Genomic DNA, 25415 nt, shown 5'->3' with positions numbered 1-25415 from the left:
TTAAAGGTCTTCTAAAAGAAGTAAATAAAGGTTTTTAGAATTACTTCCGTAGGTCATGAAGTTTTTTTCCTCAACAGATTTAAAATGTTTTATGGTAGTAATATTTGTTGGTATTCTTTGGGTGTTTTTAGACTTAATACCCCTTAATCCTTCACCTATACTTGCGACAATCTGACTAGTTGTAGCGAATACTATAAAGTTGTCAGGTAAATCTACAAGTTTCTTTTCCGCTATTTGTTTAGAAGTGATAAGAAGTGACCCATCGTCTGCAATTAAGTTTTCACAACTTGTTAAAAAATAAGTTGCATCAGTATCGTTTGGTTTGGCTAGGTTTAAACTAGATGAACCAAAACGTTTTTTTAATTCGTTATCTAGAAAAAGTATTTTTTTGTCCTCCCAATTATTTTCTTCAATTATAAAATCTAAGGTTTGGAAAATTTCATCTAAATTTTCACAATACAAAAATTTACCCCCATTAGATTTAAAGTTTATTGTAAACTTTTCGTCTATGGGTAAATTAATTTCAGGCATATATTTGCCTCTTTCCTCAGATTGTATTTCCTCTTCTGATTTGTTTGATTTGGAACCAAAAAGTTTTCTAAATAGACTCATTAAGACTTTTGCTATTAATCTGTATTATTTCGGGGTTCTTCAAAGATAAAAAATCTTAAACTAACCTAACGATTAATTTAAGATTTTTCGTGTTATTAAGCTTTTGGGGCTTAATAAATTATTTATCTAAAAGAGGTTTCAATTCAGGGTCGAAAGGACGTCTCCCAAATATTTTCTCAAGATTATCTTTAAAGATTACTTCTTTTTCTAAAAGAACATCAGCCAACTCAGTAAGTTTGTCTTTGTTATCTTCAAGAAGTTTTAAAGCTCTTTGGTATTGATTTTCAATGATGTCTGAGATTTCTTTATCTATAAGTTCAGCTGTTTTTTCACTATACGGTTTTGTAAAACCATATTCGTTTTGTCCAGAAGAATCATAATAAGTTAGATTACCTACTTTGTCACTTAAACCATAAACAGTAACCATAGCTCTCGCTTGTTTTGTTACTTTTTCAAGATCACTTAATGCTCCGGTAGAGATTTTATTAAAAATAACTTTCTCTGCAGCACGACCTCCTAATGCAGCACACATTTCGTCTAGCATTTGTTCAGGTCTAACAATTAAGCGCTCTTCTGGTAAGTACCAAGCCGCCCCTAATGAGCGTCCACGTGGTACAATAGTTACTTTTACAAGTGGTGCAGCATGTTCTAGCATCCAACTTACAGTAGCATGACCAGCTTCGTGATAAGCAATAGCTTTCTTTTCGCTAGGCGTAATTATTTTATTTTTCTTTTCTAAACCACCAACAATACGATCTACAGCATCAAGGAAATCTTGTTTGTCTACTGCTTTTTTACCTTGTCTTGCAGCGATTAAAGCCGCTTCGTTACAAACGTTGGCAATATCTGCTCCAGAGAAACCTGGTGTTTGTTTCGCCAAGAAATCTGTATCTAAGTTTTCAGATTTTTTGATTGGTTTTAAGTGAACTTCAAAAATTTCTTGACGTTCTCTAATGTCCGGTAAATCAACAAAAATTTGTCTGTCAAAACGTCCAGCACGCATTAATGCACTATCTAAAACATCGGCTCTGTTTGTTGCAGCTAATACAATAACATTTGTATTGGTACCAAAACCATCCATTTCTGTTAATAATTGATTTAACGTGTTTTCTCTTTCATCGTTAGACCCTGACATGTTATTTTTTCCTCTTGCACGTCCGATAGCATCAATTTCATCAATAAAAATAATTGCTGGAGACTTTTCTTTTGCTTGTTTGAATAAATCTCTCACACGAGATGCACCAACACCTACAAACATCTCAACGAAATCTGAACCAGATAGAGAGAAGAAAGGTACTTTAGCTTCACCAGCAACAGCTTTTGCTAATAACGTTTTTCCTGTTCCTGGAGGTCCAACAAGTAGAGCTCCTTTAGGGATTTTACCTCCTAAAGATGTATATTTTTCAGGGTTTTTAAGGAAGTCTACAATCTCTTGAATTTCTTCTTTAGCACCTTCTAAACCAGCAACATCTTTAAACGACGTTTTTACATCTGTATTTTGGTCGAATAATTTAGCTTTAGATTTTCCGATATTGAAGATTTGACCTCCAGCACCGCCGCCACCACCGCCGGACATTCTACGCATTATAAAAATCCAAACACCTATTAATAAAATAAACGGAAGAATTCCAAGAAGAAAGTCACCCATTAGGTTTTGTTCAGTTTTATAATTTACTGCTGTTTTTAAGTCTAAATCTTTAATTGTAGAGTTTACTTGATTTTCGAAATTTTGTAAATCTCCAAATTCAAAACTATAATTAGGTAATTTAGTTGCAGTAGGTAGTAAGGTTGAAGGTTTAGAATTTTTATGTTCTGCCTTTTGTAATGCTTCATCCGTTAGAAAAACTTCCGCTTTTCTTTTATTTACAATTTCAACAGTTTCTATATCGCCACTTCTCAGATATGTCATAAAATCTGATGGTGTCGTAGCTGTAGAGTCTTGTAAACTACTACTGCTAAAAAGTTGAATTGCAATAAAGATCGCTATGATTGCTCCATAAATCCAATACGGATTTAATTTGGGTTTCTTATTTGGAGTTTTTTTGTCGTTTGCCATTAAATATTAATAGTTAGTTTCAATTAAAGTTGTTTTTGCGTCACCCCAAAGGCTTTCAATGTCGTAATACTCGCGGATATGTTTTTGAAACACATGAACCACAACATTTACATAATCCATTAATACCCATTCTGCATTATCTTGCCCTTCTATATGCCAAGGTTTGTCCTTAAGTTCTTTACTAACTTTTTTCTGAACAGCGTTTACAATAGCATTAACTTGGGTATTTGAAGTTCCCTCACACACTATAAAGTAGTCGCAAACCGTGTTTTCAATTTCACGTAAATCTAAAATACTTATTTCTTTTCCCTTAACATCTTCAATTCCACTTAGTATAGTGGAAATAAGTAGGTCTGAATTTATGTTTTCTTTCGCCATTAATTTGATTTAATTTGTACAAAGTTATTATTTTTTAGTTCTTTATACTTTAAAAATTGCAGAAGTTTTCATCCTGCCTATATAAATATTACAAATGCCTATAATCAAACTTGATGCCATCGATTCAACAAACACGTATTTGAAACAATTAAGTAGTTGTGAACTCTTAGAAGACTATACTGTTGTTGTTGCTAATACCCAGACCATGGGCCGCGGACAAATGGGAACCGTGTGGGAGTCTGAAACGGCTAAAAATCTTATGTTTAGTGTGTTTAAGGATGTTTCTTTTTTAGCAGTAGAGAAGCAATTCTATATAAGTATGGTTACTGCAATTGCGATATATACAGCTCTAAAAAAACTCATGTTACCTAAAGTTCAGATTAAATGGCCAAACGACATATTGTCAGACAATAAAAAGATTTGTGGTGTCTTAATCGAAAATATTGTGACGCAAAGTGGATTAAGAGACAGTATCTTGGGAATTGGAGTAAATGTAAATCAGACCAATTTTAAAGGCTTACCAAAAGCATCTTCCATTGTAAATAAAACAGGAAGAATTTATCACTTAGACGAAGTGTTGCATCATATCCTTATCGAATTAAAAGAGTGTTTTACATGGTTGGAGTCTGGGCAATACGATAAAATTCTAGAGGAATACGAAAATGCATTATTTAAAAAAAATAAACCTTCAACATTTTTAGATGCAGAAGGTTTTATGTTTGGAGGGTTTATCCTCGGTGTTACAGATTTTGGTAATTTAAAAGTACTGTTAGAGGACGAAATTGTAAAAGAGTTCGATCTTAAGGAATTAACCTTATTATATTAAACGGATTCCGGCATTTTAGTAACTAACGTTTCAATAAATTTTGAAATTGGACCTTTAATCATCATGGCCATCATAGGATTAAAATCACCTTCAAATTTTAGTTGAACATCGCTTTTACCTTCAGTAGTTTCGTTAATATGTCCTACTAAAGAAAAATCTATTTTTCCACCTGCAGCACCTAGAACGATTTTATTTGGAGGAGTTACTTCCTTCTTCTTTAAAATTATTTCAGGCATACCTTTTAATGCAAATAAAAACTTATCGTCGTCTAAAATTTCAAACTTACTAATGTTATCAGGCATTAGTTTTTCAAAATTTTTAATATCCGAAAGAAAATCGAACACCTCTTGAGACGATTTATCTATAGTTACTTTTGGAGATTCTAAATTCATGATTGTATCTTTTATTACCGGTAATTAAATCGCGTTCCATTCACTTGGATTCGCATTCCAGTCGGTTAATGTTTTTACTTCAGATTGTGAAACATAATTAGTTTCAACGGCTTGCTCTATTAAACTTTCGTAATTGCTTAAGGTTTGAAGTGTTACATTTTCTTTTTCAAAATTTTCATTAGCAACATTAAATCCGTAAGTAAAAATAGCAATCATACCTTTTACATTAAGGCCAGCTTCTCTTAGAGCTCTAACTGCATTTAAACTACTTTTTCCTGTGCTAATTAAATCTTCTACAACAACAACATTCTGTCCTTTTTGAACAAAACCTTCAATCTGGTTTTGTCTACCATGGCTTTTAGCTTCGGGTCTTACATAAATAAATGGCAGACCTAAATATTCGGCAACAAGCATTCCAATACCAATAGCACCAGTGGCAACACCTGCTATAACATCGGGTTTGCCATATTGCTTTTCAATATCTTTAGCCATAGTTTCACGTATGTAATTTCTAATTGGTGGAAAAGACAATATAATCCTATTATCACAATAAATAGGAGACTTCCATCCAGAGGCCCACGTAAAAGGAGCACTAGGGCTAAGTTTTATTGCATTTACTTGCAATAAAACTTCAGCAGTTTTTCGAGCGGTATGTTTGTTAAAAATCATAGATACAAAATTACACATTAATTAAAATAATAGTTCTTGTGTATTAAAATTATTTTTTTAAAGTTAATAGGTTTGCCTTAAAAAATTATACTTTTACCGCAAATAATATTGGATATTTTTACCATGTATAAAATTTTTGTCAACGAGAAGCCAATCGTATTAACCACTATGGTTGAGAAAGAAACACATTTTAAGAATTACTTACTAGATACGGTTCACATAGGCAAAGTTATAAAAGAATTAAACAATACATCTTTAAAGGAGGTGCGATTAATTCATGAAAATCCAGATAAGCTTCTTAAGAAATTTCTAAAGAAGTTACCTAACGTGGTTGCTGGTGGTGGAAAAGTATACAATAAAGATGGGAATATTTTATTTATCTATAGAAATGATAAATGGGATTTGCCAAAAGGTAAAGCCGAAGCTAAAGAGACTATCGAAGAAACGGCTTTACGTGAAGTAGAAGAAGAAACAGGGGTTACAGGTTTAAGAATTACTAAACCTTTGCATACGACTTACCATATTTTTAAGCGTAATGGGAAGTATAAAATTAAAGTCACACATTGGTTTGAAATGGCAACCGAATTTAAAGGAAACCTATGGCCACAACTTAACGAAGGCATTACGAAAGTTGAATGGTTAAATGAAGTTGAAGCTATTCAAGCGTTAGAAAATTCGTATGCTAATATCCGTCCGCTTATATAAGTAAGCCTGCTTTTAATGTGTTATAAATTTGATGCTTTAAATTTCCAGGCATCTGATTGTTTGTTGAAAATTTCTGATTGACTTCTATCTCGATACCTAAATAATTATTCGGAAATCGATGACGTAAATAGGTTGTAAAGCCATCTGCGGTTCCAAGATACGGATAGTTAAATCGGACCTTTAAATTTGGATTTTCTGAATGTAATAGCGATTTTAATTGTCTACATAATTTAGATTCTTCAGTTCTCGAAGAATCATATAAAAACCCAATGTCACAATTTCGTTGTATTTCACTTAAAATAGGAGTGAAGCTGTGTACAGAAATATGAAGAATAACTTCTCCTTCATCTATATTTTTTGAAATGTAATGCTCTACAGAATTACGATATACTTTATAATATCTTTCAATTAGCCGTTCCTTTTCTAAAGGTGAAAGTGTATTAGAATATTCTGAAAATAAATTTTTATGATGTAACGATCTATTCAATTCTATTAATAATCGGCTCGTTATGCTAGAATTTGAGTAGTCTGAAAGAGGCTTTAAGTAGTTAAAGACATCTAAAGCACCAATATCAAAACCACGATGCGATTGCAACGTGGTTTTGATATTTTTAAAGTAAGGTAGATATTGTTTAGGAATGGTGTTACCGCCGTGTTCACAAGTTAAAATAAGTTTCATTTTGTAAATAGCGTGTTGTTCTCCAAGCATTCTGCTAAAGCGTTGTATACCTCTAAAATGTGTTCTGCAGAAAAATCGTCTTTTAAAGCGCCTTCAATTCTTGTTGCTAAAGTTCCTTCTTTTAATATAGTTTCAATAGCTTTATAATGTGATTTATGAATATTTGGTTTTGCCAAAGCATATAAATGTTTCCATACATTCTGAATCGTCGTTTCATCTTCAATATCAAAAACATTTAAGTAGTCTAAATTCTTAACTACCGATGTTTCACCGTTTTTTATAGCATCATTTAAGATTACGAATAAATCTTCTTTCACCCATCGCTTTTGTGCTGCTAATGGCGATAGTTTTTTATTTACTAATAGTTTTAAAGTCTCTATTATTAAAGCACATATGGCTATATCTGCCTTTGGACATTCTTGAATATCTACTAAACGAATTTCAATAGCATTTCTGTCGAATCGTGCAATAGCACCTCGAGAATTTAGAAAGTGGTGGTCTAAAACATTTTTAGTATCGAATGGTTTTATCGCCTTTTTAATTGGTTCGAAAATAGTAGCGTAATAATCCAATTTTGTAAATACACGTTCAGGAATAACAAGGCCTGCCATTTCAGGAATCTCTTTTTGATTGTCTTTATAGTACTCTAATCTCGTATCTTTAAATCCGGTTAGTTCTCCTTCTAAAATAGGAGAGCTCGCGCTTAAGCCTGGAATTAAAGGTAAAATAATGCGTATTGCAGCGTGTAGTCTTTCAAACTCTTTATCGTCAAAAAAAGGCAAGTTTATATGTACACTCTGTACGTTGCTCCATCCGTGGTTTTTACAATTAAAAATACGGTTATACAATTCGTACACCTCACTATAGCTGTGTTTCCAAAGTTGCGTATCTGTTTTCGGATTCATAAACGGATGTGCTGCCGATGGTAATAGTTTGGTTTGTAAAGGTTTTAAAATGGCATTGATTTCCTTTATATTTTGATGAAATAGCGGTGCCAAACCATTCAAATCTTTTGTAGGTCCGTTGGTTTTAAGTTCTACTACATGCGCAACCAATTCGTTGCTCCATGCAATTTTACCATTTACAATGTCCGATGTTAATTTGCCTTTCTTTTTCGTTAAAAGGGTATCAACAATTGGAGCAATTTTTAAGTCAGATTGATTTACTAGCATGTATTCTAGTTCAATCCCGTAAACATCAAAAAGATGATATTTTTTATTCATTTTAATCTAAACGTTTTTTTAATGCTGATAAAATTTCAATGTAAACAGCATCGCCATAATAGGCATCTTCTACACCAAAATCAATATTTGGATTGTCGTTAATTTCAATTACCATTGGTCTGTTGTTTACCACTTTTATATCGATACCATAAAGACCTTTTCCCATAAGTTTAGCCGATTTTATAGCCATATTCAGCACCTTTTTAGGAACAGATTCTATTGGTAAACAGTCGGCGTTTCCATCCTGGTCGTCTTTCTTTTTCGCATCCCAATTGTATATTTGCCAATGTCCTTTTGCCATATAATATTTACAGGCATAAAAGGGTTTGTCGTCTAAAATTCCAATACGCCAATCGTAATCGGATGGACAAAATTCTTGAGCAATTATTAAGTCAGATTCTTTAAGCATTCCAGAAACAAGTTCGTGATACTCTGCCTCGGTTTTGGCTTTTTTTACGCCGAACGAAAATGTGGAGTCTGGTGCTTTTAAAACACAAGGCAAACCAACGGTGTCTAAAACCAATTGCTTATTATCTTTATGTACAATAATAGTTTTTGGCGTATCTATATTGGCATTTTTTAATGCTTCAGCCATGTAAACCTTATTGCAACATTTTAAAATAGCACTTGGATAATCTATTATCGCGAGTCCTTCTTGTTGTGCTTTTCGAGCAAAGGCATAGGCTTCGTTATTGACTTCTGTACTCTGACGAATAAATAAAGCATCGAAAGATGATAAACGCGACAAATCTTTAGGCTCGATTATTTCGGCATAAATGTTCATCTTTTCAGCCAAGTCGATAAACTTTTTTAAGGCTTTCGGATTGCTTGGTGGCGCAGGATCTTTTGGGTTTACCAATATCGCTAAATCGAAATCACTTTTGGTTAACTTCGGAATATCGTAGCGTTTTTTAGAAAAATACTGATTCGCAAATTCCTGAACACTTTCCATATGTTCTGCAGGAATTTCAGATTCTGAAATCGCTTTAATACTCTGAATGTTCCACTTTGTGGTATGACTAAATTTAACACGTAAAAACGGCACTTGAAAATGTTTGTAAAACAACACGCTTAACTCTTTGTATTTCTGAGCTACATTTTGTCCGAAATAAATGCTTAGCGTAAATTCTTGCGACTTTATATTCTTTAAACTTTGTTGAATGGTATCGTCAAATTCGTCCGAAACAATTCTAACGAGCTTTAAAGCTTTTAAGTCGACAATATTTTTAACTGTCGGGATTGCCAAATGTCCACGTGCTTCAGCTAAAAGTGAAACGTAGTATCCTTTAGATTGATAAGAATAATCTTTACATAAATTGAAAATTCTAGCTTTTTTTAGAAGCGAAAACTCAGGGTTTGTAAGATATTCTTGTGAGGAAATCACCTTAATATTCTCAATTGAAAAATTCCATTTTTCAGGTTGATTTACAACAATATACTTATTCATTAAAACGCATCATGGCGATATAAATTTTAATTAAATGTATATTATTTTTAAATATGATTTGCGTTTAGACTGACTTTTTTTATTTTTTTTTAATGTCTTAATCCTGATGCTTTTGAGCGCTAATAAACGGGATTCTAGGAGCGAGAAAATATCCGGTTAAACTGGCAAAAAGAATAGGGATTAAGTGTCCGAATCCGGTTAGCGTTGTAAGCAGAATCGTTGTACTCATAGGTGTTCGTGTTACGCACGCATTTATGGCTGCCATGCAACTTACAATAGTTAGTGTTAAGCTAACCGATGGTATAAAATGATGAATAATTAAACCCAGAGTTGTGCCTACAAAAAACAACGGAATTATAAAACCACCACGCCAACCTGAAGTCACTGTTATTGCAATAGCAATGATTTTAAATATTAAGATAATGAATAGTAGTTTTAAAGGGAAATGCTCAGTTATAAGTTCGTTAATCTCATGATGACCAAAATAGCGTGTAATTGGTATGTAATACGCAATAACGCCTAAAAGTAATCCGCCAATAAGTGTTTTTATATAAATTGGAATGGGATATTTTTCGAAAATTACTTTGAAAAATTTGACACAAAAGATAAAAGACCAGCCTACTGCAGTGGCTATAATAGCAAAGAACACGGCATACCCAAAATCGAAAATTCCAGAATATTCGTAAGCAGATAAATTCCAAGTAGGGCCAAGGCCTAAATGAACAATTAATGCAAACACAATATAACTAAAACTGCTGGCTACAAGTGCAGGGATAATGGCTCGGTAGTATTCTACAGCATGTTTATAATGCAGAATTTCTAAAGCGAATAAACTTCCGCCAAGAGGCGCACCAAATAAAGCTGTAAATCCAGAAGCCATTCCTGCGATACTTAACGATCGTAATGCTTCTCCTTTAAGTCTGAAAATTTTTCCTAACCATGTTCCTATCGATCCTGTAACTTGTACTAATGGTGCTTCTGGACCTAAGCTTCCACCAGAAGCGATGCAAAGGAATGATGATAAAATCATTGAGGGATTATTCTTCGGATTTAATTTTCCTTTATTAAAACGGATGTTGTTTACTATAAGTTGAATTTCTCCGGGATCTCCAATAAAATGAATAACTAAACCTGCCAACAGCCCCGCAATAGACATGACAGGAATAACTTGCCAACCTTCAAAAAAGGCAACTTTATGCGTCAAGAACTCTAAAATAATCCAATAAATTCCTGCGGTAATACCACCAATAAGTCCTAAGACCGCCCAAAGTAAAAACGACCAACTAAAGACAAACGGATTGAATTTTATAGGTTGGTCTAGTATGTTGAGATATTTAATTATCTTTTTCTTTCTATGTAATTTCACGTAACAATAAGTTTTAAATTGATGTTTTTTATAAATATTTGTGTCTAGTTTACTCTATAAATAGGGTAACGCATATGTGCCTTTTCGTAATAATTACTTTGCTTATGTATCCAATCTAATTGGGCATACCAGTTATTAGAAAATGCGTTGTCAGATTGTTTTTTAGCTTCAAATTCTTGTTTAAGCTCTGCATTGGTATTCAATAGTTCTAAGGCTAAATCTTCCCAAACGTAAGGCGAAAACCCTTCTTTTTGTTGAAGAATCGTGTCGAAAAAATTCCAATTAAAAAAAGAATCTACGGCTTGGGGCTCTAAAGTCTCTAGGAGATACCGAATTGCTGGCTGACGGGTTTCGATGTAATAATCGCCTGTTCTAAACTGTAATGTTTCTGTAGTCGAGGATACAGTTGTATTGGAGTGTAAATAGTGACCTTCGTAAGCGTCTTCCTTGGTGTCGAAATTTGTAATATGGTAGGTTTCAACTGTAAATGTTTTGTTAGCTTTTAACGGCGTCATCTGTACCTGATTCAATTTCAATAATTCGATGATAGAATACCAACCTTGTGGAATAATATATGCCTTTGGAACGGAAATTTGTGTTGTAGGTTTAAAGTAGTTTTGATAGGTTACAGGTTTAGTAAAAGGTTTAGATCTATCGTATTTTAAACGTTTTAGTCCAGTAACATCGCTTGCGATATATTCGCCTTCAAACCCTTTAAATTGTAAGGTCGAAAATTTAGTCGTGTCTACCGTCCAATTTAAATCGTAAGTTTTAGCATTTAAGAAAGTCGAATTGGCTTTAGCTCTTAATGTTTTAATGACTTTGTAGTCTTTTTCAATAAGTTCAATCATACTTATCATGAGTTCGTAAGTACCTTCAACTCTTGGTTTGTATGGCTTAAGCATATGTGTCTCTACCATCATTCCTAAAGTATTAAATAAGGTCGTGTAACCTGTAGAATATCTTGGATGATCTAAAAACTGACTAAAACCAATCTCAGGAACTTGATTAAAAACATTTACATATGGTGTAATATCCCAATCTTTAGATGCTAAATTTTGTTCTAATTCAGGCATCATTTTGGTGTGTAAATAATTACCTAAATCACCCCCAAGTTTATTGTGCTGTGTGAATAGGTGTGTTAACGTATACTGATAATCGGCACCATTACTTACGTGATTATCTATAAACACATCCGGCTGAATCGTGTGAAAAATTTCAGCGAAAGCTTTTGCATTTTTAGTGTCACTTTTTATAAAATCGCGATTTAAATCGTAATTACGGGCATTACCTCTAAAACCATAGGTTTCGGGTCCGTTTTGGTTGGTTCTCGTTGTCGAATTTCTATTTAAACTCCCGCCAATATTGTAAATAGGAATGGTGACTAATACGGTATGTTTTGGCATATCCACCTTACCTTGAACAATATCTCTATACAGCATCATTGTGGCATCTATACCATCACTTTCTCCAGGATGAATCCCATTATTAATAAGTAAAATACGCTTGTTTTCTCTGATTTTAGGAAAATTAAAATCCGAATCAGAGTTAAGTGTTACCATGTGCAACGGCTTTCCTGAGTCCGTTTCTCCCATAGTTTTAACTGAAATCTGAGGATAGGTTGTGGCTAAATTCTTATAAAACTGAATAACTTCATCATAGGTAGCCGTTTCTTTACCATCACTTTTTTCAAAATGTGTAAGGAAGTTATTTTGGGTTTGAGCATGTAAAGTATTTGTTAGTAGTAATGTAAAGAATGCGTAAGCGAAATATTTCATTCTGAATTGTTTTGAGTCAAACTTAATGAAATTATCATTGCAAGAACTTGCGTATACTTATTTTAACTGTACTTTTGCGCCTTTAAAAAATAGAAACATGACAGATTTTATAAGGAAAATAACACCAAACGCTAAAGACGATGTGTTGGCTGGTATAACAGTATCGTTAGCGATGATTCCTGAGGTTGTTGCCTTTGCCTTCGTTGCTCAAATTAGTCCAATTGTAGCGCTTTTTGGTGCGTTTATAATAGGTATAGTTTCTGCACTTTTTGGAGGAAGACCAGGTTTAATTTCTGGTGCAGCTGGAGCAGTTGCTGTTATTTTTGTACACATGATTCAGGAAGGACATGCTAAAGGTCTTTTGTTTGACACGCCTGTAGAGAACATGGGGTACTTTTATCTGCTAGCGGCTGTTGTTTTAATGGGAATTATTCAGGTGTTATCAGGAATTTTTAAGCTTGGTAAATTTGTGCGTTTAATTCCGCATCCTGTAATGCTAGGGTTTGTAAACGGTTTAGCCATTGTTATTTTTATGGCACAATTGGGAATGTTTAAAGAAAATACAAAAGATATTTTCGGACAAAATATGCGAAAAACTGAATCTAAGGAATTGGTTTATAATGTAAATGATAATACGGTAACAGATTTAATTTCTGGTAGTAAATTGTTTTCAATAGATGGTAAATCGATTAATAATATTGCTACTGGCGAAGAAGTATTTATCATGTCGGAGAATCAAGTTTTCGATGTAAATACTAAAAAAGTAGTGTTCAATGTTCAGGATAATGGCTTCTACTCTGTAAAAGATAGCGGCGTTGTAAAATCGATTATGGAAGGCAATAAGCTTTATATTATGATCGGTTTGGTTTTATTAACCATGCTTATTATTTGGGGTTTACCTAAGTTAACAAAAAAGGTGCCTGCGGCATTAACGGCTATTTTAATAGTGACTTTAATTTCGATTTTTGGAGGCCTTAATTCGATTAATGTAGGAGACTTTATTAGAGATGGAGGTGGGGCAGGCCTTAATGGCTTTGACGAACTTTCAAGCAAACTAAATCTTGGAGAGCTTTGGAGTCATTTACCATTTAATTTAGATACTTTAAAATTCATTGCACCTTATGCGTTCTTAGCGGCTTCTGTGGGATTAATAGAAACCTTAATGACGATGAATCTTGTAGACGAATTAACGGATTCTCGAGGAGATGGAAACAGAGAATGTGTGGCTCAAGGTGCAGGAAATATGCTAAGTGGAATACTTGGTGGAACCGGAGGTTGTGGTATGATTGGACAAACTGTGATTAACATTAATGCCGGTGGTAGAGGACGTCTATCTGGTGTAATGATGGCAATTACTCTACTTACCTTTATTTTATTTGCAGATAAATATATCGAGCAAGTGCCAATTGCTGCTTTAGTAGGTGTAATGTTTATGATGGTTATTGAAACCTTTGCATGGTCTAGTTTACGAATCATGAAAAAGATACCTGTTTCCGATGCCGTTGTGCTTGTTATCGTTTCTGTGGTCACTGTGTTTTTCGATTTAGCAATCGCTGTATTTGTTGGGGTAATCATTTCTGCGCTTGCTTTTGCTTGGGAGAATGCTAAAAAGATTAGAGCTAGAAAGCGTTTTACAGAAGACGGAAAAATTAAAACGTACGAAATTTGGGGCCCATTATTTTTCGGTTCTATTACAGCTTTCAACGAAAAGTTCGATATTAAAAATGATCCAGATGAAGTCTATATCGATTTTGTGGAGTCTCGTATAAGCGACCATTCGGCTGTAGAAGCTATTACAAATATTGTAAACAAATATGAAGCGGTAGGGAAATCAATTAAACTGAAGCATTTAAGCGAAGATTGTAAAATACTAATGTATAAAGCGAATCCGAAGTTTAAAGATGTTATTGTTGAAGATGTTCACGATCCAAGATATCACTTGGCGGCGAATCCAGAGGATTTTCCAAAACCACTTTCAGAATATAAATTTTAATAAAAAAAGCGCCAATTATGGCGCTTTTTTTACTCTTACATTATCGGGAACAAGGAGTGTGTAATTCCCATTGTGCCGTATTACATCTCTAACAATACTAGAACTAATAAATGAGGTTTTAGATGAGGTTAGTAAAAACACGGTTTCTATTTCCGAAAGTTTTCTATTGGTCTGCGCGATGGCTTTTTCAAATTCAAAATCTGCAGGGTTTCTAAGTCCTCTTAAAATAAATTCAACATCCATTTTAATACAGAAGTCTACTGTTAAACCTGAATAGGTTGTGACCTTTACCCTGGGTTCGTCTTTAAACGTGTCCTTAATAAATTGAAGGCGTTCGTCTAAAGTGAACATATATTTTTTGTCAGAATTGATTCCGATAGCAACAATAACTTCATCAAATACATTTACTGCACGTGATATTATATCGAGATGTCCTAAAGTTATTGGGTCGAAAGACCCTGGGAAAATGGCGCGTTTCATAGTTTAAAAATACGGTTTTTATTTTAAAATGTGCTTTTTAGACTTTCAAGATTTTTGAATAATAAAGTTTCAAAGATATAAAGCTTTTTTGTTTCAGAAATCTTGAAATGTTCGTCACCCAGAACGTGTTTTAGGGGCGCAAGGAGTGCGGTTCTGAAACAAGATCAGGATGACGCTATCTTAAAGCTTCTATAATGGCACTTTCAAACAATTCCGATAACGAAATTCCTGCAGCAGCTGCTTGTTGCGGTAATATACTTTCTTTAGTCATTCCTGGCACCGTGTTTATTTCTAATAAATGAGGTTCTCCATCTTTAAAAATAAATTCACTTCTAGAGAAACCTTTCATTTTTAAAACCTCGTATACTTTTTTCGCTAAGCTATTTACTTTTTCTTCTTGCTCAGGAGTTAATCTTGCAGGTGTTATTTCTTGCGATTGTCCTAAATATTTTGCTTTGTAATCGAAAAAATCATTTTCACTTACAATTTCAGTAATTGGTAACACTTTAGTTTCACCTTTATACGTAATCACGCCTACAGAAACTTCTACACCATCTAAAAACGATTCAATTATTATTTCGTCATCCTCTTTAAATGCAATGTCGATAGCTGCTTTTAAGTCTTCTTTTTTATACGCTTTAGTGACTCCAAAACTACTTCCGGCTTTGTTTGCTTTTACAAAACAAGGTAATCCTACCTTTTCAATAATAGCATCTTCATGTATAACATCTCCTAAATTTAAATAGAATGCTTCGGCTGTTTTTATACCATAAGGTTTTAAAATACTTAAGCAATCGCGCTTGTTATAAGTCACGGCAGCTTGGTACATGTCGCAACTTGTCTGAGGCATATTTATAAGATTAAAATAACCTTGTAAGTATCCGTCTTCACCTGGAGAGCCATGAATCGCATTAAAAACACAGTCAAATGTTGTTTTTTGATCATCGATAGTTACCGAAAAATCATTTTTATCGATAGAAAATTCTTCATTGTCGGCATTCACATATACCCATTTATCTTTGAATATATGGACGCTGTATGCATTGAATTTTGATGCGTCAAGTGATTGGTAAACAACGTTTCCGCTATTTAAAGAGATTTCAAATTCGCTAGAATAACCACCCATAATGATGGCAATATTTTTTTTCATAATAATAACAATTAAAAGAAATAATCGTTTAGCTAAAATATCATTTATTAATCAAAAGTAAAAACAGAACGGTTTTTATATCTTTGCCAATCAAATTCTATTTCATGAGCTTTATAAAATTTCTTACGAGTAAAACTTTTTTTCTGAATTTACTCTTGGCTGTAGTCGCAATTTTTGTGATTAGTTATTTAATGTTGAAGTGGTTAGACAGTACCACAAATCATGGTGAATTCGAGACGGTTCCAGATTTAACAGGAACGTCTATTTCTGTAGCTAAAGCGGAATTAGAAAAAAACAGATTAGTTATGGAGATTCAGGATTCTGCGAATTACAATCCAGATTATCCTAAATTTGCAGTTATAGAACAAGATCCTAAAGCAGGATTTAAGGTAAAAGAAGATAGAAAAATTTACATTACACTTAATCCTTCAGGATATAGAAAAGTGTTAGTGCCAGAATTAACAGATCGCACATTCCGACAGGCTAAACCAACTTTAGAAGCCTTAGGCTTTTTAGTAGGAACGATTAGATATGTAGACAATATTGGAAAAGACATGGTTTTAGAAGTGTCTCATGAAGGTGAAGAAATAAAGTCGGGCGATATGTTGCCTAAAACATCTAAAATCGATTTAGTGTTAGGAAACGGTAATAGACCAAATTAAATTATGAGTGAGTATACACCACAAAACGAAGAGGCCGAAGACGAGCTTTACGAGCATTACGCGTTTACAGCAGAAAAGGGGCAATCGCCACTTCGTATTGATAAGTATTTAATGAATTTTGTTGAAAATGCAACCCGAAGTAAAATTCAGGCTGCGGCAAAATCTGGAAATATTTTTGTTAACGGCGTTGCCGTTAAATCTAATTATAAAGTAAAAGGTAACGATGTTATAAAAGTACTTTTTGCGCATCCACCGTACGAGAATTTACTTGTTGGGGAGAATATTCCAATAGATATCGTTTACGAAGACGACGATTTGTTAGTCGTGAATAAACCAGCCGGAATGGTAGTACATCCTGGTCATGGTAATTATTCGGGAACCTTAATAAATGCTTTGATTTATCATTTCGATAATCTTCCAGAAAACTCTTCTGGTCGCCCAGGTTTGGTGCATAGAATAGATAAGGATACTAGCGGATTGTTAGTGGTTGCTAAGACGGAAGAAGCTATGGCCTACTTGTCTTTACAATTTGCAGAAAAAACATCGGAGCGTGAATACGTAGCGATTGTTTGGGGAAATGTGGAAGAAGAAGAAGGTACTGTGGAAGGTAATATTGGACGTCATCCTAAAAACAGACTTCAAAACACTGTGTTTTTCGGAGACGATGAAGATAAAGGAAAACCAGCCGTTACCCATTATAAGGTAATAGAGCGTTTAGGATATGTAACTTTGGTGTCTTGTAAGTTAGAAACAGGACGTACACACCAAATTCGTGTGCACATGAAACATATTGGACATACCTTATTTAACGATGAACGTTATGGTGGTGAACGTATTTTAAAAGGAACAACATTTACTAAATATAAGCAGTTTGTAGATAATTGTTTTAAAATCTTACCAAGACAGGCGCTACATGCTAAAACATTAGGATTCGAACACCCTAGAACAAAAGAGTTTATGCGTTTTAATACCGATATTCCTGAAGATATGCAACAATGCATCGCAAAATGGCAACATTATGTGAAGCATCAGGAGTTTGAATAGATATAAGAAAATGTTATTCTAAAATAAGAAATAACAGTAATTATCTATAGCTCTTGAGTGGTTAGAATTGTAAATTTGAACGATCTTAAAGTTAAGGTTAATTAGAACATAGAATTATAATATCCCATGCCCATGAAATTAGTAATATCTCCAGCGAAGTCTTTAGATTTTGATCGTAAATTACCTTCCAATGTTTCAACAGAAGCTATCTTTTTAAAAGAAGCAGAACGTTTAAATAAGGTGGTAAAAAAGAAATCGGCTAAAGATTTATCTGAATTAATGAAAATTTCTGAAGCTCTAAGTCAGTTAAACTATCAGAGAAATCAGGAGTGGGAATTACCATTTACAGAAGATAACGCAAGGCAAGCGATTTATGCGTTTAGCGGCGATGTCTATCGTGGTTTTGATGCGTATTCTATTCCTGAAGATAAATTAGGGAAACTTCAAAATACGGTCCGAATTATATCTGGACTTTATGGCGTGTTAAAACCGTTCGATTTAATGCAGGCTTACCGTTTAGAGATGGGAACCAAATTACCTGTTGGGACAAAAAAGAATTTATACGAATTCTGGAAAAAGTCTCTAGTTTCTGCTTTAAATGAGGAATTAGAAGACGGTGAATTGTTTCTAAATTTGGCAAGTAACGAGTATTTTAAAGCAGTAGATGTGAAGTCATTAAAAGTTCCTGTAATAACGGCGACTTTTAAAAACTTCAAGAATGGTGAGTATAAAATGATCGCGACTTATGCTAAGTTAGCAAGAGGATTAATGGCACGTTATGTTATAGATACCGATGCCAATACGATTGAAGATTTAAAAGGTTTTAACTACGAAAACTACAGATACGATGAGCAATTCTCAACAAAAACCGAGTTGGTCTTTACAAGATAATAAACGATCTGAAGACCAACGAAAAGCGTTTAAACCCACTGGTAAAACACCAAAGAAGTCGACTGCTAAATATATAGTTTCCGTAATTTTGGTCACTTTTCTAGCAAGTTTATCCCTAACGGTTGGATCTCAGAAGAAGTTAGAAGCGTGTTTGTTTTCAGATTTCTGCTTTAATTCTAAAGACGATGTTTTAGTATATTCCCTTTATGTGTTTAGTACAATCACTATAATCGTGATAACTATTTTTATAGCATACAAATTTGGAAAACGATTTGGAGAACAAGTAAAGCAATAGTTATCGCTTTACTGTCGGATCTTTGTCTACGTTAATTTTATCTTCTGCGCGTACTTTTTTCTTTATTCTTGGTCGTTTTACACCGTAAGTTCCTCGGTTAATTTTTCCACGTTTGGTTTTTTTATCTCCTCTAGCCATTGTTTTTCTTTTAAAATACTAATTTTAGATAAAACTACAAAACAATGTTTAAGCATCGGCATCCTTATGCACCATTTATTCCAGAAAATGCAACCAAGTTAATAGTTGGGACTTTACCACCTCCAAGATTTTCTATGGGCGAATTAAAACCTGGCGATGTTAACTTTTGTTACGGAAGTATAGATGGTCTGCTTTGGCCTGTTTTAAATACTATTTTCGATTTAAAATTAAAATTTGAAACTACAGAGGCTGCAATTCTGCAACGTAAAGATTTCTTAAATTCTAAAGGAATCGGAATTTGTGATATTGTTGAAAGTGCAGAGTGCGAGAAAATAGATGCTTCAGACTTAGGAATGAGAAATATAGAATTGCGAGATGTTATCGGCTATTTAAAAAATCATCCTAAAGTCGATACCTTGTTATTTACTGGAGGAAATAGTAAAAATGGTCCAGAATATTTTTTCAGGAAACACTTAAAAAGTTATGGGTTGTCCCTTGAGGTAGAAAACGATGAGGTGCCACGTATTCATAGTTTTATGTATGAAGGAAGACTAATAAAAACAGTCTCTTTAACAGCACCCTCCGGTGCTGCTAATAGAGCTGTTGGCGGCATGCCATGTTACAAACAAATTAAACAAACTAATTCTAACTTCAATACATTCGATTTCCGAGTATTGCAATACCGTAATTTTTTTTAAAGACTAATTCAAAATAATAAAGCGTTTAAAATCTTTTTGTTAACCGTGTGATTATAAAATTCATCTGGAAAACCAAATTGGAAAACCAGATTGGTTTACCAAAAATAACGATTAATATTTTATATCAAAGAAAAAATCAATAAATAAATGACATTATCATAATTAATTTATCGATTTTCTAACAAAGTGATAGTGTATGCTGTAAGTGTACGGATCTTTAGTCTCGATTTATTGACGTAAAAAGCAGAATTTTAACGCTAATTAATCGTCTTTAGTTTTTTATGGGTCAAATCTTCATTAATACACATCAAATCATTAAATTTGCGTTTCTTAAAATTTGATGAAAATTTATGTTTAATAATTTAAGTGAGAAGTTAGATAAAGCGTTACACGTTCTTAAGGGACATGGAAGTATAACGGAAGTTAATGTTGCAGAAACCTTGAAAGAAGTACGTCGTGCTTTATTAGATGCCGATGTTAACTTTAAAATCGCTAAAGATTTTACTAATAGAGTAAAAGATAAAGCACTTGGACAGGATGTATTAACAGCATTACAACCCGGTCAATTAATGGTTAAAATCGTTAAAGACGAATTAACCGAATTAATGGGAGGAGATGCCGAAGGTATTAATTTGTCTGGTACACCTAGCATTATTTTAATGTCTGGTTTACAAGGTTCAGGTAAGACTACGTTCTCAGGAAAATTAGCAAACTACCTTAAAACTAAAAAAACAAAGAAACCTTTATTGGTGGCCTGTGATGTGTATCGTCCTGCGGCAATCGATCAATTACATGTAGTTGGAGGTCAGATTAATGTTGATGTTTTTAGTGATAAAGGAAATAATGATCCCGTTGCTATTGCAAAAGCGGGTGTTGCTCATGCCAAAGCAAACGGATACAATGTGGTTATTATTGATACCGCAGGTCGTTTAGCTGTAGATGAAGCGATGATGGCCGAAATTTCTGAAATTCATAAAGCCGTTCAACCACAAGAAACGTTATTTGTTGTAGATTCTATGACAGGTCAAGATGCCGTAAATACAGCAAAAGCATTTAACGATGTTTTAAATTTTGACGGTGTTATTCTTACAAAATTAGATGGTGATACGCGTGGTGGAGCTGCAATTTCTATTAAATCAGTAGTCGATAAACCCATTAAGTTTATTGGTACAGGTGAGAAAATGGAAGCTATCGATGTTTTCTATCCATCTCGTATGGCAGATCGTATTCTTGGAATGGGAGATGTTGTTTCTCTTGTTGAACGTGCTCAAGAGCAGTTTGATGAAGAGGAAGCAAGAAAGCTTCAAAAGAAGATTGCAAAGAACCAATTCGGATTCGATGATTTCTTAAGTCAGATTCAGCAAATCAAGAAAATGGGGAACATGAAAGACCTTGTTGGAATGATTCCTGGTGCTGGAAAAATGATGAAAGATATCGATATCGACGATGATGCTTTTAAACATATCGAGGCGATTATTCATTCTATGACTGTTCATGAGCGTACAAATCCTTCAGTTATTAATGCGAGTAGAAAAAAACGTATTGGTAAAGGTTCGGGGACGTCTGTACAACAAGTAAATCAGTTGTTAAAGCAGTTCGACCAAATGAGCAAAATGATGAAAATGATGCAAGGCGGTGGCGGAAAACGAATGATGCAAGCCATGAAAAATATGAAATAAATTGGTTTTTAGGTGTTGGTTGTTAGTTCATTGTTTAACTGAATTAAAGCCTCACTAAAGAAAATCAATTGTAACAATATAAATATTAAGACTAATCCATTTTAGGATTAGTAATCCAAGTAAGTTTGGAATGTAATTAATAAACTGTAGACTGAAAACTGCAAACTGAAGACGAATAAAAACATGACAATTTTAGACGGAAAAAAGGTTAGTAACGATATTAAAGATGAAATCACCGAGCAAGTAAAGAAAATGAAAGCTAAAGGTGAAAAAGTTCCACATTTAGCAGCAATTATTGTTGGTAATGATGGTGCTAGTTTAACTTATGTAGGAAGTAAAGTTCGTGCTTGTGAACGCGTGGGTTTCGAATCTACATTAGTTAAAATGTCTAGTACAACGAGTGAAGTTGAGCTGTTAGATAAGATAAAAGAACTAAACGATAGTCCTGAAATCGATGGGTATATTGTTCAATTACCTTTACCAGATCAAATTGATACTCAAAAGGTTTTATTAGCTGTAAATCCGGATAAAGATGTAGATGGTTTTCATCCAGCTAACTTCGGTAAAATGGCGTTAGATATGACTACTTTTATTCCTGCTACACCATTCGGGATTTTAGAGTTACTAGAACGTTACGGTGTAGAAACGAGTGGGAAGCATACGGTCGTTATTGGTCGTTCTCATATTGTAGGTCGCCCAATGAGTATTTTAATGGGAAGAAAAGGTTTTCCAGGAAACTCTACAGTAACACTTACACACAGTCATACAAAAAATATTACACAAATCACATCTCAGGCAGATATTATTATTTCGGCTTTAGGTGTTCCTAATTTCTTAAAAGCAGAAATGGTTAAGGACGATGTGGTAATTATAGATGTTGGAATTACCCGTGTAGCGGACGATACAAAAGAAAAAGGATACAGAATTACAGGTGATGTAGATTTTGCTAACGTGAGCAAAAAAGCTAGTTATATTACTCCAGTACCAGGTGGTGTTGGTCCGATGACTATTGCCATGTTGTTGAAAAATACATTATTGGCATGTGAAAGACATCGCGTTAAGGCATAAGCCAACTCTTGAAAATAGATAATAATAAGCATAATTACACTACGTAGTTATGCTTATTTTTTTGTCAGAACTTTATCAGTGTCGTTTTTTTTATTAGCTTTAGTAACCTAACTAACCAAAACGCTTACAGGTATTTGAGAATTGAATATGTCCTATTGCTATTTCTGTTCGGAATTAGTAATGTAAATGGACAAAACTCAGAAACGTTACAAATTAATTATTTAGGGCAAGAACATGGGCTTTTACAATTAAATACAACCGCTCTTGCTTTAGACGATATGGGGTATCTATGGGTTGGAACAGAGGATGGTTTACACCGTTTTAATGGTTACGAATTTAAAAACTATGTTGCCAAACCAGATGATAGTACGACAATTTCAGACGACCATATTCGGGGTTTGTTATCGGTAAAAGATACACTTTGGATTGCAACAAATTCTAAAGGAATTCAAGGATATAAACGTTCAGAAAATACATTTTTTTCGTTGTTACCGATACCTAATAAAGTAGACTTAAATAATGCGTACGGTGCCTTTCAGATTAATAATGATTTGTTATTATTCTCCGTAAAAAATCACATTATTTTATTCGACAGAATCCTCAAGACGAGTAAAATTATAAATCTTCCCAATGAATCCATAGAGAATCGTGTAGACGATATACTGAGTTTTAAAAAAGATATTATTTGGTTGGCGACTAAAGAGTCCGGAGTGTTACAACTCAATTTAAGCGATTATACCATTTCATCATTATTAGATTATGAACGTAAGAATACGTCCTGTTTTATTGATACTAAAAACCAGATTTTTATTGGTTCGGAAGATGGTGTTGAGGTTTATAATAAATCTGAAGGATGTCTTACTAAAACAGCGATTACAACGGAAGTTGTTGGATTCTATAAAATAAATGATTCTGAATATTATGTGATTTCAAAGAATGGAATATTAAAATATAATGCTAAAACAGATCGTTTTAAAACCATCATTTTTGAAAATGTAAAGGAAAATAAACATTATACTTCTGTGGCGTTTACACAAGTGTTGGAGGATAAGCAGGGTAATATATGGTTCGGTACGCAAGGCGAAGGCGTATTTCACCATAATAAATTTCAGAATAAATTTGAAAGTCATAGGGTAGAGTTGCCTGATTTATATGGAAGTCAGCGTATAAGTGTATTTCCAATTCAAAAGGTTAACGATTCCACATTATGGTTAGGTACTTATGCCGGAACTGTTAAATATAATTTGAATACGCGGGAATATTATTTATACGATACGGGGAAAGGAGGCATTACTTATGACTTCTGTAAAGACGAAAATGACGTGCTTTGGGCTGGAGGTATTTCGGATGGTTTAATGAAATATGATGCCGTAACCGATAAGTTTCAGCAATGGAAACATAGTGATTCCAACAACAGTTTGTCTGATGATGAAATACTAAAAATTCTTCAGGTTTCTAAAGATAAACTTTGGATTTTTACCTGGTCTGGTGGTATTAACGAATTTGATATGATTTCAGAGCTATTTACTCCAGTTTTATTTGATGGTCTACAAATTGATCGCGCAAGATCCGCAATTATTGATTCTAAAGGATGCATTTGGTTGGGAACCGATAACGGACTTTATCAAATTGAATCCAATACTATTATTCATCATTTTACCGATAGTGAAAGCGATAATCTAAAATTAACGAATAATCGTGTCTTCTCAATTTCGGAAGATAGTCAGGGTGATTTATGGGTTGGGACAAGTTCTGGCTTAACGCATATAAATACTAAAAACCATACTTCAGAATTGTATTTTAAGCAGAAGGGGTTTCCAAACGACTTTGTTTATGGTGTTGTAATAGATAATACTGGTAAAATTTGGATGAGTACAAATTTTGGATTATCAGTGTTTAATCCAGAAAATAAAACTTTTAAAAATTACACCAAAGAAGACGGTTTACAGGATAATGAGTTTAATGGGAAATCGTTTTATAAAGATGATAAAGGGCTGTTGTATTTCGGTGGAATAAACGGTTTTAATATTATAAATCCGGATAAGGTGGTAGATAATCCGTTCTTGCCTAATGTGTATTTAGAGTCTGTTGCCCTTTTTAGTCAGCCTATAAAACGTAACGAAATGTTTAAGGATACGTTATTTTTTAAAAGTGAAGAAAATGTTTTAACATTCAATTTCTCGGCCATAAACTACCTTAATCCTGAAAAATGCTTATATCAATATAAGTTAGATAATTTCGATGAAGATTGGAGTCCGCCAGCGAAAAAGAATAATGTAACGTATACCAATTTAAACCCTGGAAATTATACGTTAAAAATAAAAGCGTCTAACGATGTCGGTGCGTGGAATACAAAATTTAAAACGGTGCAATTAATTATTGTTCCGCCTTGGTATTTAGAAACGTGGTTTAAAGTAATGCTAGTCGGTCTGTTCTTGTTTTCCGGGATTGGGTATTACAAGTTTAAAACGTCTATGTTAAAACGGGACAAATTAAAATTAACAGCTTTGGTTAATTCTAGAACTCAAGATTTAATTCGTAAGAATAAAGAATTAAATTCTTCCCACGCTGTTATGGTAGATCAGAAAGATAATATTGAGTTTTTAATGAAAGAGTTAAATCATCGTGTTAAAAATAATCTTCAAATTATTTCTAGTTTACTAAATATGCAGGCTAAAAATATAGAAGAACAAGAGGTGAAAGATATCTTGAATATAGCTAAGAATAGAATTTTAACCATATCTTATATCCAGAATGACTTAACTTCGAATAAAGGTATTATAGATATTCCTGTTTTTTTAAAGGAGTTTTCAAATAAAATCTTGAGTTTACTGTCAGATCAGAATACCCAGAAATTTAAAATTGAATTCGATTTACAGCCTGAATGTAAATGTGAAGTAAATACGACATTGCTGGGTTTAATCTTAAACGAATTAATTACAAACACCTATAAGTATGCCTTTAAAATGTATAGTGAAGCACATGTTTTAAACATAAAATGCTCTTTGTCTAAAGGACAATTAGAAATTATAATAGCGGATAATGGTGTAGGATACGAACTGGAAAAGATTTGTGATACTTCGTTGGGATTAGATTTAGTAAAAACGATGGTACATCAATTAAATGGCACAATAGAAGTGTCTGCTGTATATGGTGTAAAGAATGTAATACAATTACCCTGTTAAT

24 protein-coding genes are annotated in these 25415 nt (G+C 33.5%); 11 read left to right on the top strand and 13 right to left on the bottom strand.

What is annotated here, in order from left to right; translation table 11 throughout:
* The 3 genes from ACFFVB_RS14945 to rsfS form a co-directional block, all read right to left on the bottom strand.
* On the bottom strand, positions 1-612 hold the full coding sequence (locus ACFFVB_RS14945) for an LUD domain-containing protein (protein WP_382384007.1): 612 nt from the start codon (positions 610-612) through the stop codon (positions 1-3).
* A gap of 118 nt (positions 613-730) precedes the next feature.
* Complete coding sequence (gene ftsH / locus ACFFVB_RS14940; RefSeq protein ID WP_382384005.1) at positions 731-2668, bottom strand: ATP-dependent zinc metalloprotease FtsH; 1938 nt, start codon at positions 2666-2668, stop codon at positions 731-733.
* A 6-nt stretch (positions 2669-2674) separates the two neighbouring features.
* Positions 2675-3046: a ribosome silencing factor gene (gene rsfS / locus ACFFVB_RS14935; RefSeq protein ID WP_382384002.1), complete on the bottom strand. Its 372-nt coding sequence runs from the start codon at positions 3044-3046 to the stop codon at positions 2675-2677.
* 94 nt (positions 3047-3140) lie between these two features.
* Here rsfS and ACFFVB_RS14930 point away from each other — a divergent pair, with 94 nt between their 5' ends.
* Positions 3141-3872, top strand: coding sequence for a biotin--[acetyl-CoA-carboxylase] ligase (locus ACFFVB_RS14930; protein ID WP_382384000.1), 732 nt, complete (start codon positions 3141-3143; stop codon positions 3870-3872).
* On the opposite strand, the gene ACFFVB_RS14925 is transcribed toward ACFFVB_RS14930, so the two are convergent.
* Together ACFFVB_RS14925 and pyrE are read right to left on the bottom strand one after the other, a co-directional pair.
* Complete coding sequence (locus ACFFVB_RS14925) at positions 3869-4264, bottom strand: SRPBCC family protein (RefSeq protein WP_382383998.1); 396 nt, start codon at positions 4262-4264, stop codon at positions 3869-3871. The genes ACFFVB_RS14930 and ACFFVB_RS14925 overlap by 4 nt on opposite strands.
* A 24-nt stretch (positions 4265-4288) precedes the next feature.
* Entirely contained in the window at positions 4289-4933 is a 645-nt protein-coding gene (pyrE, locus tag ACFFVB_RS14920; protein ID WP_382383996.1) for an orotate phosphoribosyltransferase, read from the bottom strand.
* A 123-nt stretch (positions 4934-5056) separates the two neighbouring features.
* On the opposite strand from pyrE, the gene ACFFVB_RS14915 reads away from it, so the two are divergent.
* Positions 5057-5638 (top strand): NUDIX hydrolase, encoded by a 582-nt coding sequence (locus ACFFVB_RS14915; protein ID WP_382383994.1) that lies wholly within the window; start codon positions 5057-5059, stop codon positions 5636-5638.
* On the opposite strand, the gene ACFFVB_RS14910 is transcribed toward ACFFVB_RS14915, so the two are convergent.
* The 5 genes from ACFFVB_RS14910 to ACFFVB_RS14890 form a co-directional block, all read right to left on the bottom strand.
* Complete coding sequence (locus ACFFVB_RS14910) at positions 5631-6317, bottom strand: N-formylglutamate amidohydrolase (protein ID WP_382383992.1); 687 nt, start codon at positions 6315-6317, stop codon at positions 5631-5633. The genes ACFFVB_RS14915 and ACFFVB_RS14910 overlap by 8 nt on opposite strands.
* Positions 6314-7540 (bottom strand): glutamate-cysteine ligase family protein, encoded by a 1227-nt coding sequence (locus ACFFVB_RS14905; RefSeq protein WP_382383990.1) that lies wholly within the window; start codon positions 7538-7540, stop codon positions 6314-6316. Before ACFFVB_RS14905 ends, ACFFVB_RS14910 begins: the two co-directional genes overlap by 4 nt.
* A 1-nt stretch (position 7541) precedes the next feature.
* A complete protein-coding gene (locus ACFFVB_RS14900) occupies positions 7542-8987 on the bottom strand; it encodes a RimK family ATP-grasp domain-containing protein (protein WP_382383988.1) in 1446 nt (481 codons plus the stop codon).
* Between the two features lie 97 nt (positions 8988-9084).
* On the bottom strand, positions 9085-10353 hold the full coding sequence (locus ACFFVB_RS14895; RefSeq protein WP_382383984.1) for a chloride channel protein: 1269 nt from the start codon (positions 10351-10353) through the stop codon (positions 9085-9087).
* A 44-nt stretch (positions 10354-10397) separates the two neighbouring features.
* Entirely contained in the window at positions 10398-12131 is a 1734-nt protein-coding gene (locus ACFFVB_RS14890; protein WP_382383982.1) for a M14 family metallopeptidase, read from the bottom strand.
* A gap of 97 nt (positions 12132-12228) precedes the next feature.
* On the opposite strand from ACFFVB_RS14890, the gene ACFFVB_RS14885 reads away from it, so the two are divergent.
* A complete protein-coding gene (locus tag ACFFVB_RS14885) occupies positions 12229-14124 on the top strand; it encodes a SulP family inorganic anion transporter (RefSeq protein ID WP_382384190.1) in 1896 nt (631 codons plus the stop codon).
* A gap of 15 nt (positions 14125-14139) precedes the next feature.
* Here ACFFVB_RS14885 and coaD read toward each other — a convergent pair whose 3' ends face one another.
* Both coaD and ACFFVB_RS14875 read right to left on the bottom strand, forming a co-directional pair.
* Complete coding sequence (gene coaD / locus ACFFVB_RS14880; protein WP_382383980.1) at positions 14140-14604, bottom strand: pantetheine-phosphate adenylyltransferase; 465 nt, start codon at positions 14602-14604, stop codon at positions 14140-14142.
* A gap of 175 nt (positions 14605-14779) precedes the next feature.
* Entirely contained in the window at positions 14780-15754 is a 975-nt protein-coding gene (locus ACFFVB_RS14875; protein WP_382383978.1) for a D-alanine--D-alanine ligase, read from the bottom strand.
* 104 nt (positions 15755-15858) lie between these two features.
* On the opposite strand from ACFFVB_RS14875, the gene ACFFVB_RS14870 reads away from it, so the two are divergent.
* The 4 genes from ACFFVB_RS14870 (at position 15859) to ACFFVB_RS14855 (ending at position 18646) form a co-directional block, all read left to right on the top strand.
* Positions 15859-16416 carry a PASTA domain-containing protein gene (locus ACFFVB_RS14870; RefSeq protein WP_382383976.1) on the top strand — a complete coding sequence of 186 codons (558 nt, stop codon included), beginning with the start codon at positions 15859-15861 and terminating at the stop codon, positions 16414-16416.
* 3 nt (positions 16417-16419) lie between these two features.
* Positions 16420-17460: an RluA family pseudouridine synthase gene (locus ACFFVB_RS14865; RefSeq protein ID WP_382383974.1), complete on the top strand. Its 1041-nt coding sequence runs from the start codon at positions 16420-16422 to the stop codon at positions 17458-17460.
* Positions 17461-17592: 132 nt separating this feature from the next.
* A complete protein-coding gene (gene yaaA / locus ACFFVB_RS14860) occupies positions 17593-18351 on the top strand; it encodes a peroxide stress protein YaaA (protein ID WP_382383973.1) in 759 nt (252 codons plus the stop codon).
* Positions 18308-18646, top strand: coding sequence for a hypothetical protein (locus tag ACFFVB_RS14855; protein ID WP_382383972.1), 339 nt, complete (start codon positions 18308-18310; stop codon positions 18644-18646). Before yaaA ends, ACFFVB_RS14855 begins: the two co-directional genes overlap by 44 nt.
* Here the strand turns inward: ACFFVB_RS14855 and ACFFVB_RS14850 are convergent, their stop codons facing one another.
* The gene (locus ACFFVB_RS14850) at positions 18647-18784 is read right to left on the bottom strand and encodes a 30S ribosomal protein THX (protein WP_382383970.1); all 138 of its coding nucleotides are present in this window, start codon (positions 18782-18784) and stop codon (positions 18647-18649) included.
* Positions 18785-18828: 44 nt separating this feature from the next.
* On the opposite strand from ACFFVB_RS14850, the gene ACFFVB_RS14845 reads away from it, so the two are divergent.
* The 4 genes from ACFFVB_RS14845 (at position 18829) to ACFFVB_RS14830 (ending at position 25414) form a co-directional block, all read left to right on the top strand.
* Entirely contained in the window at positions 18829-19482 is a 654-nt protein-coding gene (locus tag ACFFVB_RS14845; protein WP_382383968.1) for a uracil-DNA glycosylase family protein, read from the top strand.
* Positions 19483-19832: 350 nt separating this feature from the next.
* The gene (ffh, locus tag ACFFVB_RS14840; protein ID WP_382383967.1) at positions 19833-21161 is read left to right on the top strand and encodes a signal recognition particle protein; all 1329 of its coding nucleotides are present in this window, start codon (positions 19833-19835) and stop codon (positions 21159-21161) included.
* Positions 21162-21344: 183 nt separating this feature from the next.
* Positions 21345-22229 carry a bifunctional 5,10-methylenetetrahydrofolate dehydrogenase/5,10-methenyltetrahydrofolate cyclohydrolase gene (locus ACFFVB_RS14835; protein ID WP_382383965.1) on the top strand — a complete coding sequence of 295 codons (885 nt, stop codon included), beginning with the start codon at positions 21345-21347 and terminating at the stop codon, positions 22227-22229.
* A gap of 134 nt (positions 22230-22363) precedes the next feature.
* On the top strand, positions 22364-25414 hold the full coding sequence (locus ACFFVB_RS14830) for a ligand-binding sensor domain-containing protein (protein ID WP_382383964.1): 3051 nt from the start codon (positions 22364-22366) through the stop codon (positions 25412-25414).
* Position 25415: the final 1 nt, after the last annotated feature.

Source organism: Formosa undariae (assembly GCF_042427615.1).
GTDB classification, from domain to species: Bacteria; Bacteroidota; Bacteroidia; order Flavobacteriales; family Flavobacteriaceae; genus Formosa; species Formosa undariae.
Note: the sequence above shows the minus strand (reverse complement) of the source record. Positions and strands in the feature narration are given on the sequence as shown.

Bases quoted from the DNA above. Each gene is read 5' to 3' on its own strand.
- ACFFVB_RS14945 (WP_382384007.1), bottom strand. From the start codon at position 612: ATGAGTCTATTTAGAAAACTTTTTGGTTCCAAATCAAACAAATCAGAA.
- ftsH (WP_382384005.1), bottom strand. From the start codon at position 2,668: ATGGCAAACGACAAAAAAACTCCAAATAAGAAACCCAAATTAAATCCG.
- rsfS (WP_382384002.1), bottom strand. From the start codon at position 3,046: ATGGCGAAAGAAAACATAAATTCAGACCTACTTATTTCCACTATACTA.
- ACFFVB_RS14930 (WP_382384000.1), top strand. From the start codon at position 3,141: ATGCCTATAATCAAACTTGATGCCATCGATTCAACAAACACGTATTTG.
- ACFFVB_RS14925 (WP_382383998.1), bottom strand. From the start codon at position 4,264: ATGAATTTAGAATCTCCAAAAGTAACTATAGATAAATCGTCTCAAGAG.
- pyrE (WP_382383996.1), bottom strand. From the start codon at position 4,933: ATGATTTTTAACAAACATACCGCTCGAAAAACTGCTGAAGTTTTATTG.
- ACFFVB_RS14915 (WP_382383994.1), top strand. From the start codon at position 5,057: ATGTATAAAATTTTTGTCAACGAGAAGCCAATCGTATTAACCACTATG.
- ACFFVB_RS14910 (WP_382383992.1), bottom strand. From the start codon at position 6,317: ATGAAACTTATTTTAACTTGTGAACACGGCGGTAACACCATTCCTAAA.
- ACFFVB_RS14905 (WP_382383990.1), bottom strand. From the start codon at position 7,540: ATGAATAAAAAATATCATCTTTTTGATGTTTACGGGATTGAACTAGAA.
- ACFFVB_RS14900 (WP_382383988.1), bottom strand. From the start codon at position 8,987: ATGAATAAGTATATTGTTGTAAATCAACCTGAAAAATGGAATTTTTCA.
- ACFFVB_RS14890 (WP_382383982.1), bottom strand. From the start codon at position 12,131: ATGAAATATTTCGCTTACGCATTCTTTACATTACTACTAACAAATACT.
- ACFFVB_RS14885 (WP_382384190.1), top strand. From the start codon at position 12,229: ATGACAGATTTTATAAGGAAAATAACACCAAACGCTAAAGACGATGTG.
- coaD (WP_382383980.1), bottom strand. From the start codon at position 14,604: ATGAAACGCGCCATTTTCCCAGGGTCTTTCGACCCAATAACTTTAGGA.
- ACFFVB_RS14875 (WP_382383978.1), bottom strand. From the start codon at position 15,754: ATGAAAAAAAATATTGCCATCATTATGGGTGGTTATTCTAGCGAATTT.
- ACFFVB_RS14870 (WP_382383976.1), top strand. From the start codon at position 15,859: ATGAGCTTTATAAAATTTCTTACGAGTAAAACTTTTTTTCTGAATTTA.
- ACFFVB_RS14865 (WP_382383974.1), top strand. From the start codon at position 16,420: ATGAGTGAGTATACACCACAAAACGAAGAGGCCGAAGACGAGCTTTAC.
- yaaA (WP_382383973.1), top strand. From the start codon at position 17,593: ATGAAATTAGTAATATCTCCAGCGAAGTCTTTAGATTTTGATCGTAAA.
- ACFFVB_RS14855 (WP_382383972.1), top strand. From the start codon at position 18,308: ATGAGCAATTCTCAACAAAAACCGAGTTGGTCTTTACAAGATAATAAA.
- ACFFVB_RS14850 (WP_382383970.1), bottom strand. From the start codon at position 18,784: ATGGCTAGAGGAGATAAAAAAACCAAACGTGGAAAAATTAACCGAGGA.
- ACFFVB_RS14845 (WP_382383968.1), top strand. From the start codon at position 18,829: ATGTTTAAGCATCGGCATCCTTATGCACCATTTATTCCAGAAAATGCA.
- ffh (WP_382383967.1), top strand. From the start codon at position 19,833: ATGTTTAATAATTTAAGTGAGAAGTTAGATAAAGCGTTACACGTTCTT.
- ACFFVB_RS14835 (WP_382383965.1), top strand. From the start codon at position 21,345: ATGACAATTTTAGACGGAAAAAAGGTTAGTAACGATATTAAAGATGAA.